At 67.3% G+C, this 13724-nt stretch carries 11 protein-coding genes; 2 read left to right on the forward strand and 9 right to left on the reverse strand.

All coding sequences use genetic code 11. The features are described from left to right. Positions 1–7 precede the first annotated feature (7 nt). Positions 8–220: a DUF3073 domain-containing protein gene (locus GPX89_RS18610; RefSeq protein ID WP_157388853.1), complete on the forward strand. Its 213-nt coding sequence runs from the start codon at positions 8–10 to the stop codon at positions 218–220. 295 nt (positions 221–515) lie between these two features. Here GPX89_RS18610 and purM read toward each other — a convergent pair whose 3' ends face one another. The 7 genes from purM to purF form a co-directional block, all read right to left on the reverse strand. Beyond that, positions 516–1595, reverse strand: a complete 1080-nt coding sequence (purM, locus tag GPX89_RS18615; protein WP_157388854.1) for a phosphoribosylformylglycinamidine cyclo-ligase — start codon at positions 1593–1595, stop codon at positions 516–518. 100 nt (positions 1596–1695) lie between these two features. Then, positions 1696–3414 carry an ABC transporter ATP-binding protein gene (locus GPX89_RS18620; RefSeq protein WP_157388855.1) on the reverse strand — a complete coding sequence of 573 codons (1719 nt, stop codon included), beginning with the start codon at positions 3412–3414 and terminating at the stop codon, positions 1696–1698. Further along, positions 3407–4414 carry an ABC transporter permease gene (locus GPX89_RS18625; RefSeq protein ID WP_157388856.1) on the reverse strand — a complete coding sequence of 336 codons (1008 nt, stop codon included), beginning with the start codon at positions 4412–4414 and terminating at the stop codon, positions 3407–3409. The genes GPX89_RS18620 and GPX89_RS18625 overlap by 8 nt, the downstream gene beginning before the upstream one ends. After that, positions 4414–5424, reverse strand: coding sequence for an ABC transporter permease (locus GPX89_RS18630; RefSeq protein ID WP_198347508.1), 1011 nt, complete (start codon positions 5422–5424; stop codon positions 4414–4416). The genes GPX89_RS18625 and GPX89_RS18630 overlap by 1 nt, the downstream gene beginning before the upstream one ends. 83 nt (positions 5425–5507) lie before the next feature. Further along, on the reverse strand, positions 5508–7061 hold the full coding sequence (locus tag GPX89_RS18635) for an ABC transporter substrate-binding protein (protein ID WP_157389170.1): 1554 nt from the start codon (positions 7059–7061) through the stop codon (positions 5508–5510). A 308-nt stretch (positions 7062–7369) separates the two neighbouring features. Continuing rightward, positions 7370–8956, reverse strand: coding sequence for an ABC transporter substrate-binding protein (locus GPX89_RS18640; protein WP_157388857.1), 1587 nt, complete (start codon positions 8954–8956; stop codon positions 7370–7372). Between the two features lie 269 nt (positions 8957–9225). Then, entirely contained in the window at positions 9226–10791 is a 1566-nt protein-coding gene (gene purF / locus GPX89_RS18645) for an amidophosphoribosyltransferase (protein WP_328601979.1), read from the reverse strand. Between the two features lie 113 nt (positions 10792–10904). Between purF and GPX89_RS18650 the strand changes: the two genes are divergently transcribed. Further along, complete coding sequence (locus GPX89_RS18650; protein WP_328601980.1) at positions 10905–12272, forward strand: YhgE/Pip domain-containing protein; 1368 nt, start codon at positions 10905–10907, stop codon at positions 12270–12272. 25 nt (positions 12273–12297) lie between these two features. On the opposite strand, the gene GPX89_RS18655 is transcribed toward GPX89_RS18650, so the two are convergent. Together GPX89_RS18655 and GPX89_RS18660 are read right to left on the reverse strand one after the other, a co-directional pair. Beyond that, positions 12298–12684: a sterol carrier family protein gene (locus GPX89_RS18655; protein WP_157388858.1), complete on the reverse strand. Its 387-nt coding sequence runs from the start codon at positions 12682–12684 to the stop codon at positions 12298–12300. Positions 12685–13052: 368 nt separating this feature from the next. After that, positions 13053–13724: a CPBP family intramembrane glutamic endopeptidase gene (locus GPX89_RS18660; protein ID WP_328601981.1), complete on the reverse strand. Its 672-nt coding sequence runs from the start codon at positions 13722–13724 to the stop codon at positions 13053–13055.

The raw sequence follows: 13724 nt of genomic DNA on the forward strand, positions 1-13724 counted from the left end.
GTCAGCCATGGGCCGTGGCCGGGCTAAGGCAAAGCAGACCAAGGTTGCACGGGAGCTCAAGTACAGCTCGCCGTCGACCGACTTCTCGAGCCTTCAGCGAGAGCTGTCGGGGAGTCCCTCCGACTCACAGCGGAGTGGTGTGCTTTCCGAAGAGCATGACGCGAGCGATTCGCGGTCGAGCTGGGAAGAAGAAGACAGCTACGACGACTGGCGTCGCTGACTCGGATTTCGACGTACTGCAGGGGGAGCCAACGGGCTTCCCCTTTAGCACGTCTCCCCCGCCTCCCCGCGCCTTCAGCGCACGGCTGGGAGCCGTAGTCAGCTTCGCATGCGTGCCGGCGGTCGAGTGCCAATCCGATTTTGGACGTACCCGATGAGTTACCCCGGTCGGCACGAAATCAGTTGTCGCGTTGAGAGACGAAAGATCTCCAGCTCGCGGCGAACAGCCGCAAAGGCATAGCAAAGGGCCCCGGCCACTCTCTCCAGAGTGGCCGGGGCCCTTTGTTTCTCGACGCTCAGAAGCGCGGGTGGTCTCCCATGAGGACCGCACGGGCCGCCTCGGCGTCCTTGGCCTTCTTCACCGTGCCGAGGGTCCAGCAGTCGATGTGGCGGGCGGTGAGGACGGCGAGGGCGCGGTCGGCGTCCTCGGGGGCGACGACGGCGACCATGCCGACGCCCATGTTGAAGGTCTTCTCCATCTCGAGGCGATCGACGCGGCCGCGCTGGGCGATCATCTTGAAGACCGGAGCCGGGTTCCAGGTGCCGCGGTCCAGCTCGGCGACCAGGCCGGCGGGCAGGACGCGGGCCAGGTTGGCGGCCAGGCCGCCGCCCGTCACGTGGCAGAAGGTGCGCACGTCGGTCTCGGCGATCAGGGCCAGGCAGTCCTTGGCGTAGATCTTGGTGGGCTCGAGCAGCTCCTCGCCGAGGGTGCGGCCGAATTCCTCGACGTGTCCGGTGAGGGACATGCGGTCGATGTCGAGCAGCACCTTGCGGGCCAGCGAGTAGCCGTTGGAGTGCAGGCCCGAGGAGCCCATGCCGATGACGACGTCGCCGGGGCGGACCCGGTCCGGGCCGAGCACGGCGTCGGCCTCGACCACGCCGACGCCGGTGCCGGAGATGTCGTAGTCGTCCGCGCCCATGAGGCCCGGGTGTTCGGCGGTCTCGCCGCCGAGCAGCGCGCACCCGGCGATGACACAGCCCTCGGCGATGCCGGACACGATCTGCGCGACGCGTTCGGGCACCACCTTGCCGACGGCGATGTAGTCCTGCAGGAACAGCGGTTCGGCACCGCACACGACCAGGTCGTCCACGACCATGGCGACCAGGTCCAGGCCGATGGTGTCGTGCTTGTCGAGGGCCTGGGCGACGGCGATCTTGGTGCCGACGCCGTCGGTGGAGGCCGCGAGCAGGGGCTCCTTGTAGCCACCCTTCAATGCGAACAGTCCTGCGAAGCCGCCGAGTCCGCCCTGTACCTCGGGGCGGCTTGCCTTCTTCGCCAGCGGCGCGAAGAGCTCGACCGCACGGTCACCGGCTTCGATGTCGACACCGGCCGCCGCGTACGAGGCACCGGCGCCGCTGGGGGTCTGTTCAGTCATTGTCGGGGAGAGCTCCAAGCCGAATCGGGTGGATAGGATGCCTGCTCACGGTACCGGAACGACATAACGCGCTTGCACTCGCTACGGTGCCTGCCGGGTGTCAGGGCGTGCCCGCCCCCGCGAACAATGTCGCGGTTTCGGTCCGGCGTCGGCGTTGCTCGACCGGATCCGGGACGGGAACGGCCGCGACCAGGCGACGGGTGTAGTCCTCGCGCGGACGACGCAGAATGTCGTCATTGTCGCCCTGCTCGACGACTGTCCCGTTGCGCAGCACCACGATCCGGTCCGCCAGCTGATCCACCACGGCGAGGTCGTGGCTGATGAACAGGCACGCCCAGCCGCACTCACGCTGGAGTTCGGCGAACAGCTCGAGCACCCGCGCCTGGACCGAGACGTCCAGGGCGCTGGTCGGTTCGTCGGCCACCAGCAGGTCCGGATTCAGCACCAGCGCCCGGGCCAGGCTGACGCGCTGGCGCTGGCCGCCGGAAAGCTCGTGCGGATAGCGCTTTTCCACCCCGGCCGGGAGCTGCACGTCGTCGAGGAGGTGGCGGACGCGGTCGCGGGCGGCCGCGCCCTTGGCCTCGCCGTGCACCAGCAGCGGTTCGGCCACGCACTCGCCGATGGTGAGGCGCGGGTTGAGGGAGGTGGCCGGGTCCTGGAAGACGAAGCCGAAGCGGCGGCGGATGGGCCGCAGCTTGCGTTCGGAGAGCCCGGCGATATCGGTGCCGAGCACCCGCACGCTGCCCGCGGTGGGGCGTTGCAGGGCGGCCACGCAGCGGCCGATGGTGGACTTGCCGGAGCCGGATTCGCCGACCAGGCCGAGGGTTTCGCCGCGGCGCAGGGTCAGGCTCACCTCGTTGACGGCCCGGAAGGACGGGCGGCCCAGCGGGGCGGGGAATTCGACGACCAGGTTCGAGACCTCGAGCACGGTCTCGGCGTCGGCCGGGACGGGTTCGCGGACGATGGTCTTCGTCAGCGCTGCACCGGCCACCGAGGCACTGTCTTCGTCGCCTTCCCAGTTGTCCGGCAGCACATGCAGTTTCGGCACGGCCGCCAGCAGGGCGCGGGTGTACTCGTGCTGCGGGTCGGCGAAGAGCTTGTCGACCGTGGCCTCTTCGACGATGTGGCCCTCGCGCATCACCACCACACGGTCGGCGAGGTCGGCGACGACGCCCATATTGTGGGTGATGAGGACGATGGCCGCGCCGATGCGGTCGCGCAGATCCCGCAGCAGCTCCAGGATTTCGGCCTGCACGGTGACGTCGAGCGCGGTGGTGGGCTCATCGGCGATGATCACCTTGGGCTCGCAGGCGATGGCGATGGCGATCACCACGCGCTGCTTCTGGCCGCCGGAGAGCTGGTGCGGGTAGTAGTCCACCCGCGCCTCGGGATCGGGCAGCCCGACCGCGCGCAGCAGCTCGATCGCCTTGGCGCGGGCCGCTTTCCGCTTCATGCCCGAGTGCGCGCGCAGCGCCTCCCCGATCTGGAAGCCGACGGTGAACAGCGGGTCCAGCGCCGCGCCGGGCTCCTGGAACACCATGGAGATGGCCCCGCCGCGCAAGGCGGTGAGTTCGCGCTCGCTCATCTTGGTGACGGCCTTCGCGCCCAGCACGACGGTGCCGCGCACGCTGGCGGTGGGCGGCAGCAGTCCCATGGCGGTGCGGGAGCTCACCGATTTACCGGAGCCGGATTCGCCGACCACGGCCAGCACTTCGCCCGGATACACCTGGTAGGAAACGTCTTTCACGGCCGTGACCGCCCCGGCGTCGGTGGCGAAGGTGACGGTCAGGGCCTCGAAGGACAGCACGGGATCAGGCATCGCCTGCCTCCTTCGCGGTCTCGGGAGCGGGTTCGGCCGCGGGTGCGGTGGCGGCGCGGCGGGTACGGAGCAGCGGGTTGAGGACCTCGTTGAGGCTCTCGCCGACCAAGGTCATGCCGAGCACGACCAGCACGATGGCGACGCCGGGCCACACGCCGGTCCACCAGATCCCGTTGGACACATCGGAAAGCGCCTTGTTGAGGTCGTAGCCCCATTCGGCGGCCTGGGTCGGTTCGATGCCGAAACCGAGGAAGCCCAGGCCCGCCAGCGTCAGGATCGCTTCCGCGCCGTTGAGCGTGATCAGCACGGGCAGCGACTGGGTGACGTTGGCGAGGATGTGCCGGTAGAGGATTCGCGCGGTGGACGCGCCGGTGACCCGCGCGGCGTCCACGTACGGTTCCTGTTTCACCGAGATGGTGGCATTGCGGACCACCCGGAAGTACTGCGGCACGAAGATGACCGTGATCGCGATGGCCGCGGACAGGATGCCGCCGAAGCTCGACGACTGCCCGCCCGACACCACGATCGAGACCACGATGGCCAGCAGCAGCGACGGGAACGCGTACATGGCGTCCATGAACAGCACCAGGATGCGGTCCACCCAGCTGCCGAGGTAGCCGGACACCAAACCCAGTGGCACGCCGACGAACAGCGACAGCACCAGCGACACGGCGATGACCGACAACGCGGTGCGCGCACCGAAGATGACGCGGGAGAACACGTCCTCGCCGCGCACCGAGGTGCCGAACCAGTGCGCCGCCGAAGGCGCTTGCTGGCGCACGAAATCGACGCCGTCGGCGGTGCTCTGCGCGAACCCGTAGGGCGCGATGAGCGGCGCGAACACGGCGACCAGGATGAAGCCCGCCACCAGCGCGAGCCCCAGCAGCAACGTGAACCGCTGCAGCCCGGAGGTCATGCGCACCAACGCCATTCCGGGGATGCGCCACTTGTTGCGGGTGGGCGGGACGGGCGCTTCGACGCCCGTTTCGATGACGGTCATCAGAACCTCACCCTCGGGTCGATCATTGCCACGATCAGGTCCACCAGGAAGCTCATGACCGCCACCACGATGGCGATGAACGCGACGATGCCCTGCACCGCCACGAAGTCCCGCGCCTGCAGGTAGGAGGCGAGCTGGTAGCCCAATCCCTTCCATTCGAAGGTGGTTTCGGTGAGCACCGCGCCGCCGAGCATCATGGCGATCTGCATGCCCATCACGGTCACGACCGGAATCAGGGCATTGCGGAAGGCATGTCGCCCGGTGACGACGCGGTCGGACAGACCGCGCGCGCGAGCGGCCTCGACGTATCCGGAGCGCAGGGTCTGGATCAGGTTGATCCGCACCAGGCGCAGGAACACGCCCGCGGTGAGCAGACCGAGCGCGATCGCGGGCAGCACAGCGTGTTTGAGCACGTCGACGATGTAACTCGTGTCGCCGTACAGGATCGCGTCCACGATCATGATGTTGGTCTTCGGCGACACGTGCTGCAGTTGCAGCTCGACATTGGTGCTGGCCCGTCCGGCAACGGGCAGCCAGCCGAGCTTGACCGAGAAGATCAGCTTCAGCAGCAGGCCGACGAAGAACACGGGTGCGGCGTACACCAGGATGGCGAACAGCCGCAGGCTCACATCGCGAGCCGAATCCCGTTTGGTGGCCGCGTATCTGCCCAGCGGCACGCCGACCGCGAAGGCCACGATGAGCGACCAGAACACGAGCTCGAGCGTGGCCGCGCCATAGGTGACGATGACGTCGCTGATCGCCCGATTGTCCTGGGAGCGGCCGAAATCGCCTTTCAGCAGCCCGGACAGGTACTCCCAGTACTGGGTCAGGATGGGCCGGTTGAGCCCGGCCGCCTCCTTGCGTTCCCGAATCTGCTCGGGGCTGAGGCGTCCGCCCATGGCGGCGCTGATCGGGTCGCCGATCACGCGCATGAGGAAGAACACCAGGGTGACCAGGATCCAGGTGGTCGGGATGATGAGCAGTGCCCTCACCCCCAGGTAGCGCAGCAGCGCGCCGTAGCGGGAATTGCTGCCGCGCGATCGCTTTCCCTCGGGGCGCGCCGGAACCAGCGCGCCCTTCTCCTCGATGGCCGTCACTTGCTCAGCACACCGAAGCGGAACTTGAAGGTGGGGTCGAGGGTGTCGGCGACGCCCTGGACGTTCTTGCCCGCGACCGCGATATTGGTTCCGGCCAGCAGCGGCAGCATCGGCAGGTGGTCGTTGGCGAGCGAGAACTGCACCTTCTTCAGGATCTCGGCACGCTTGGCGGCGTCGGGTTCGGTGGTCTCCGCGGTGAGCAGCGCGTTGATCTGCGGATCCTCGAAGTGGTTCTGCAGCGTGTTGTTCGGTGCGAAGAACGGGGTCAGGTAGTTGTCGGCGTCCGGGAAGTCCGGGAACCAGCCGAACTGGTAGAGCGGGTAGGAGTCCTTCACCCGTTCATCCTGATACGAAACCCATTCGGTGGACTGCAGATTCACCTTGAACAGCCCGGTGGCTTCGAGCTGGTTCTTGATGGCCGCGTACTCCTCGGAGCTGGAGCCGCCGTAGTGGTCGGAGTTGTACTGCAGGTTCAGCGTGACGGGGGTGGCGACCCCGGCATCGCTGAGGAACTTGGCGGCGGCGTCCTTGTTCGGCTTGGCACCGTAGAGGTCCTTGTACGGCTCGGTCGCGCCGGTGGCGCCGGGCACGACCGAGGAGTAGGCGGGCTTGTAGGTGCCCTTGTAGACGCCGGTGGCCAGCGCCTCGCGGTCCACGCTGGAAGCGACGGCCTTGCGCACGGCCAGCTTCTGGGCGGGGGTGCCGCCGGGCATGGTGTTCATGTTGAAAACGATGTAGCGCAGCTCTCCACCGGGCCCCTCATGCACGGTGACCTTGCTGTCGTTCCGCAGCGAGTCGACGTCGGTGGGGCTCAGGCTCCGGTAGGCGACGTCGATATTGCCGTTCTGCACATCGAGTTTCAGGTTGGACATCTCGGCGTAGTACTTCACCGAGACGCCGTCGTTCTTGGGCTTGCCGAACAGCCCGTTGTATCCCGGGTTGGCCTTGTAATCGACCAGCTTGTTCTTCTCGTAGCTGGTGATGGTGTACGGCCCGGAGAAGGCGTTGGTCTTGACCACGTCCTCGTCCTGGAGGACCTTGTCCGCCGGGAAGCTCTTCTCGTCCACGATGATTCCGGCCTGGCTGGGCAGCACCGAGGCGAAGGTCTGATCGTTGGCGACCTTCAGCGTGAAGTTGACCGTCCGGTCATCGGGCGCGTCGGTGCTCGCCAGATTGCCCAGCAGCGACGCGGGACCGTTGGGGTCGTTGATCTTCAGGATGCGGTCGAACGAGAACTTCACGCTCTTGGCGGTGAGCGGGTTCCCGTTGGCGAACTTCAGACCGGCCTTGACCGTGCAGCTGTAGACCGTCGGGGAGGTGAAGCCACACTTCTCGGCGGCGTCCGGCTCGGGCACGGTCTTGCCGGGCGCGAAGTTCAGCAGGGTCTGGTAGATCTGGGTCTCCGCCTGCAGCGAGCCGTTGTCATAGGCGAGTGCCGGGTCGAGCGAGAAGATCTTGTCGGTGGTGCCGACCGTGATTCCCCCGCCGCTGCCCCCGTCCCCGGTTCGTCCCGAGCCGCAACCCGCGGCGACGAGTGCGATACCTGCCATGCCGACCGCGGCGAAGGTCCTCGCCCGGTTCGTCTTCGAACCCATAGTGCTCAACTCTCGAACTTCGGGCGGTGTTGGTCCGGATCGCGGACATGCACCGCCATAGCTTGATGTGTCCTGGCGCACCGTAATGACGGTTTGTTGCCAGCGTGTTGCTTTTGGACACATGAATAAATCGAGCGTCGCCGAAACTGGTTATAACCAGGCAAAACTTCGGCAAATTTTTCTGTCTACTGAATAGATTCCAGAGACAGTGCATAACTACCAACAGAAGGCCCGCCCCTCTCGCCGAGCGGGCCTTCTGCCGTCTATTTGCTGAGCACCCCGAATCGGAACTTCGAGGACGGGTCCAGGGTCGAGTCCACACCCTGCACGTTCTTGCCCGCGACCGCGATCTGGTTACCGGTGAGCAGCGGCACGATGGGCAGGAAGTCCGCCATCAGGTCGTGCTGCAGGGTGGCCAGCACCGCGGCCCGCTTGGCCGGATCACCCTCGGTCAGTTCGGCGTTCAGCTCGGCGGTGATCTTCGGATCGCCGAAGTGGTTGCGCAGGAAGTTGTCCTCGGTGAAGAAGGGCCGCAGGTAGTCGTCGGCGTCCGGGTAGTCCGGGAACCAGCCGAACTGGAACGCCGGGTAACCGTCGGAGGACCGCGCCTTCTGATAGGCGACCCACTCGGTGGACTGCAGGTTCACCTTGAACAGACCGGTGGCCTCGAGCTGGTTCTTGATCGCGGCGTACTCCTCCGAGCTGGCCGCGCCATAGTGCTCGGTGGTGTACTGCAGGCTCAGCTCGACCGGAGTCGCCACGCCGGCGTCGGCGAGGAACTTGGCGGCCGCGTCCTTGTTCGGCTTGGCCCCGTAGATGTCCTTGAGCGCCTCGGTCGCGCCCGGAACACCCTTGGGCACCGGCGAATACAGCGGCGACCAGGTGCCCTTGAAGACGTCGTTGGCCAGCGCGTCGCGATCGACGGCGGTGGCGACGGCCTTGCGAATGGCCAGCTTCTGGGCAGGATTGCCGCCGGGCTGGGTGTTCAGATTGAACACGATGTAGCGGGTGTCACCACCGGGCGCCTGATGCACGGTCACCTTGTCGCTGGTCTTGAGCGAATCCAGGTCCGTCGGGGACAGCGTGTGCCAGGCCACGTCGATATTGCCCTGCTGCACATCGAGTTTCAGGTTCGACGCCTCGGCGTAGTACTTCACCGTGACGGTGTCGGTCTTGGGCTTGCCGAACAGGCCGTTGTAATCCGGATTGGCCTTGTACTCGACCAGCTTGTTCTTGTCGTAGCTGGAGATCGTGTAGGGGCCCGAGAAGGGCTTGGCCTTCACGATGTCCTCGTCGGCCAGCACCTTGTCGGCCGGGAAGACCTTCTCGTCCACGATGGCCGCCGCCTGGGTCGGCAGGATGGCCGGGAACGTCTGGTCGTTGGCCTTCTTCAGGGTGAAGTTGACCGTCTTGTCGTCCGGGGCGTCGGTGTGATCGAGGTTGTCCAGCAGGGCCTTCGGGCCCTGGGGATCGTCGATCTTGACCATGCGGTCGAAGGAGAACTTCACGCTCTGCGCGGTGAGGGGGTCACCGTTGACGAACTTCAGTCCCGCCTTCATCGTGCAGCTGTAGACGGTCGGGGAAGTGAACGCGCACTTCTCGGCCGCGTCCGGCTTCGGGGTGGCGTCGCCGGCGGGGAAGTTCAAAAGGAACTGGTAGACCTGGGTTTCGGCCAGCAGTGAACCATTGTCGTAGGCCTTGGCGGGATCCAGTGAGGTCACCTTGTCGGTGGTGCCGACCAGGATTCCCGCTTCCCCACCTCCTCCGCCGGTCTTGCCGGAACCGCATCCGGCTATGGCAAAGACGGCTAGTCCGGCGAACCCGACTGCCGCAACTCTTTTCGCGCGCATGTACTGCCCTGCTCTCGAAACGCAGCGCAAGCGGCCGGGTCTAGGCCCGCCGCGCCGCGGTGGACATCCTTTGGCTGGGCACAGTATCGACCGGTTATAACCGCCGCGTTGCGTTTCTGGACAATCGGTACATTTTTTGCGCCAAACGCGCGCACACGCCGATGGCGCAACTGCGCCACAACATTTCCCCCCTCGGCCCGGAAAAGCGCGGTGCCCGTCCGCGATACGCGGACGGGCACCGAAAGTTCTTACGCTCGGGGCGTTTGCGCCTAGGGGCGGCTCAGCGCCGAGGCGTTGGCGTTGTCGGCCAGCAGCTCGGCCTCGGTGGACCCGGTGAGCATGCCCTCGAGCACGTTCTTGCCGATGGCCGACTCGACCGGCAGCGGGATCGGGTAGTCGCCGTCGAAGCAGGCGGCGCACAGTCGCGAACGCGGCTGCTCGGTGGCGGCGATCATGGAGTCGAGCGAGATGTACCCGAGGCTGTCCGCGCCGATGGAGCGGCGCACGCCCTCCACCATGTCATCGAGGCTCTCACCCTCGATGCCGTCGGGGCCCGCGCCATTGGCGATCAGCTCCGCGCGCGAGGCGAAGTCGATGCCGTAGAAGCAGGGCCACTTGACCGGCGGCGAGGCGATGCGCACGTGGATCTCCAATGCGCCCGCCTCGCGCAGCATGCGGATCAAGGCCCGCTGGGTGTTGCCGCGCACGATGGAGTCGTCCACCACGATGAGCCGCTTGCCGCGGATGACCTCGCGAAGCGGGTTGAGCTTCAACCGGATTCCGAGCTGGCGGATGGTCTGGCTGGGCTGGATGAAGGTGCGGCCCACGTAGGCGTTCTTCATCAGACCCTGGCCGTAGGGCACGCCCGAACCCTGCGCGTAACCGACCGCGGCCGGGGTGCCGGACTCGGGCACCGGGATGACCAGGTCGGCCTCGACCGGATGCTCGGCGGCCAGGCGGCGGCCGATGTCCACGCGGGTGGCATGGACCGAACGACCCGAGATGGTCGAGTCGGGCCGGGCCAGATAGACGAATTCGAAGACGCAACCCTTGGGCGTCGGGTTGGCGAAACGCAGCGAGCGCACCCCGTCGGCATCGATGGCCAGCAGTTCGCCCGGCTCGATCTCACGCACGAAGGATGCGCCCACGATGTCGAGAGCGGCTGTCTCGCTGGCAACCACCCAGCCTCGATCCAGACGGCCCAGGCATAGTGGGCGCACGCCGTGCGGATCGCGGGCGGCGTAGAGGGTGTGCTCATCCATGAAGGTGAGGCAGAAGGCCCCGCGCAGCGTCGGCAGCAGCTCCATGGCGGCCTGCTCGATGCTCTTGTCGGCGGCCGCGTGCGCGAGCAGCGCGGTGATCACGTCGGAGTCGGAGGTCGCGGCCACGGTGCCCGCCAGACGGCCGGTGACCAGTCCGAGTTCCCGTGCCCGCGTACTCAATTCGGCGGTGTTCACGAGATTTCCGTTGTGGCCCAACGCGAGTCCGGTACCGACCGCGGTAGTGCGGAAGATCGGCTGGGCGTTCTCCCAGGTGGTGGACCCGGTGGTGGAGTAGCGGCAGTGGCCGACGGCCACGTGGCCGGGCATGGCTGCCAGGGTCTGCTCGTCGAAGACCTGGCTCACCAGGCCGAGATCCTTGAAGACCAGCACCTGCGAACCGTCGGCGACGGCGATGCCCGCCGCCTCCTGACCACGGTGCTGCAGGGCGTAGAGTCCGTAGTACGTGAGCTTGGCCACATCCTCGCCCGGGGCCCAGACACCGAAAACACCGCACTCTTCGCGCGGTTCGTTCTCGTCCTGGTCGGGGGTGGTGGCGGCGGAGGGGAGAGTCACCGTTTGCTCCCTGTTCGGCGGGCTGGGGGCGTTGGCCATTCTACGGGTAACCGCAAGGCAACCCACCGTTGGGATAACCGGGATGGCAGGCGGTTTGCTGTTAGCGTTCGTCCGTGGCGAGCACGGAGAGCACCGGCGGTGCGGAAACCAGTCCACGACGTAGGCACCTGAGCCCGATCAGGTGGGCATTCCCCATTGTCGTCGTCACCCTGCTGGCGTCGCTGCTGGGCGTGATGTACCTCGACTATGTCGTCGATCCGGAGCAGAACCTGCACGACTTCCCGATCGCGTTGGTGAATCAGGATGTCGGCGACGATCTGAAGAACGGCGATCAGGTCCAGCACGTCAACTTCGGCGATCAGGTGTCGGAGGGACTGCAGAAGGCGGTGCCGTCGGACAAGATCGATCTGCGGGTGCTGGGCATCAACGAGGCGCAGCTGCAGATGCAGTCGGCACAGGTATACGGCACCATCATCATTCCGAGCGACTTCTCCAAGCGGCTCGGCATTCTCGGCGTCGGCAGCGTGGTGCCCGGCGATATCACCAAGCCGGTGCTGACCCTGCAGACCAATCCGCGCACCGGCGCGTTCGCCACCGCGGTGGTGCAGAAATTCGGCGAGCAGGCCCTCACCCAGGTGAACACCCAGGTCGGTCAGCAGTTGACCGACACGGTGAAGAAGCAACTGGCCCCGCCGCCCGGCGCACCCCCGACCGAACTGTCGGCGGCCACCCGGCTGGTGCTGGCGCAGCCGCTGAACATCGTGGTCGACCAATTCCGGCCGCTGCCGGGCGGTTCCGGCGAGGGGCTGACCGCGTTCTTCTACAGCCTGCTGCTGTTGTTGATCGGCATGGTCGGGGCGATGATCATCCATCAGCTCATCGACTCGGCCCTCGGATTCCTGCCGACCGAGTGGGGTCCGTGGTACGTGCACTATCCGCGCGCGTCGATCTCACGGCTGAAGACGCTGCTCATCAAGTGGTCGGCGGTCACGGTGATGGCGTGCGCGGTCTCGGGCGCGTACCTGCTCATCGCGAAGATCCTGGGCATGCCGCTGGACAAGCCGCTGCTGCTGTTCCTCTACGGCGCCTTCGTGATCATCGCGGTCGGCTTCACCTGCACGGCGGTGCTGGCCGCGGTCGGCACCTCCGGCCTGATCATCAACATCATCGTCTTCATCATCCTGGGCCTGCCCTCCTCGGGCGGCACCATCCCGATCGAGGCGACCCCCAAGTACTTCGGCTGGCTGGCCAAGTTCGAGCCCATGCACCAGGTCTTCCTGGGCACCCGCTCGATCCTCTACTTCAACGGCAACGGGCAGGCGGGCCTGACCCGCGGCCTCTGGATGGCGGTCCTCGGCCTGGCCATCGGCGTCGTCCTCGGCCTGTTCATCACCCGCTTCTACGACCGGAAGGGCTTGGAGCGCAAGCCCGTCAACACCGACGCCGGCACCGGCAAGCACGCCAAACCCGCGGACGCCTAGCGCACGGCCGCACGACCGGCAGAGCTCACAGCGGCACCACCGGCAGCCAGCGCGCGACCTCGCCCGCTCGGCTGCCGGACGCGTTCAACGCCCCGGATTCCACCGCGTCGTCGAACCCCAGCAGCCCGGTCGCCAGCAATAACCAAGTCCGCGCATCGGTTTCGACCACATTCGGCGGCGTACCCCGCGTATGCCGGGGCCCCTCGATGCACTGCACCGCCACGAACGGCGGCACCCGCACCTCCACCGAATGCCCGGGCGCATCCGCCGCCATCGCCCGCGCGGTCCCTCGCACCGCCGCCGCGATCTCGGTGCGTGCGGGTTTCGACACGCTCTCGTCCCGCAGCCACTCCCCCACCGCGGCCACCGCCGCCCGCACCTCCGCCGGATCCACCGCACCTCGTCGCGCCATGCCGCAGACGCTACCTCCGCCCGCCGACGGCGCGGGCCCGCACTCCAGTGGACGTCGTGCGCCTCTTCGCGCCGGGCGGACTCAGCCGGAGCGGTCACGGTGATCGGAATCGCACAGTCGAACGCCGAGCCGACACCGGTGGAGCGGTCCGGTCGTCTATCCGGATCGGCCGTGCGACAGCCGGTTCGACGACCGGCCGGCCCGACCGCTCTCCACCGGCGGCATCGGCCGTCGCCGATCGGTCAGCCGACAAGGTCGGGCTCGCGGCGACGAGGCGGCGCGCTTTCGCCCCGGAATCCACACTGCTCGCTATGAATCCCGGCCAAAAGCATGCTGGAAAGGCCGCTGTGCGCCGTGAAGGCTGGGGCCTAAACGCTCGGGCGGGGAAGGCTGGGTGCCGGAACGCCCGGGCGGCGTGCGAGTCGCGGGGCGAGCGCGCCGCCCGCGTTCAGAGCCAGGTGCAGCAACGCGGGAGCGGTGGCGCTGCCGGTGTGCCGGCGCAGCCGGTCGAACAGCAGTCCCGCACCGGTGGTGAGGGCGACCGTCGCCGCAATGGGGTCGGCGGCGGCGCGAGCCGGTTGGATATGAGAGAGGCCGAAAACCAATGCGCCGAGGGAGGTTCCGAGGCGGCCCGCGGTGCGTTCCAGCAGCGGGGTCAGGGTGGAGCGGTAGATGAGTTCCTCGGTGAGGACGGTGCCGCCGGGGATGTGCAGGGCGGTCCATTCGACGGTGTGGACGGCCGGACCGCGGTCGTCGAGACCGGCCAGGTGGCGGCGGGTCGCCGGAATGGCCAGGGCCGCCGCGTATCCGGAAAGGACCAGCCCGGCCGCGATCGCTCCGGCACGCGCTCCGCGCTGTGAGAGCCAGTTCGGCGTACCTCGGAACGCGACGGTGTACGCGGCGGCGAAGGCGGTGTTGGCGGCGGTGCGGCCGCGGATGTCGAGGTCGAGCGCCGGTAGCACGCGGTTGCTCCACAGCAGTGGGAGCGCCACAGCGGTAAGGGGTTCGGGGCGCAGTAGCGCGCGAGCGGTGGTCAGCAC

This window comes from Nocardia terrae (assembly GCF_009760405.1).
Classification (GTDB): Bacteria; Actinomycetota; Actinomycetes; order Mycobacteriales; family Mycobacteriaceae; genus Nocardia; species Nocardia terrae.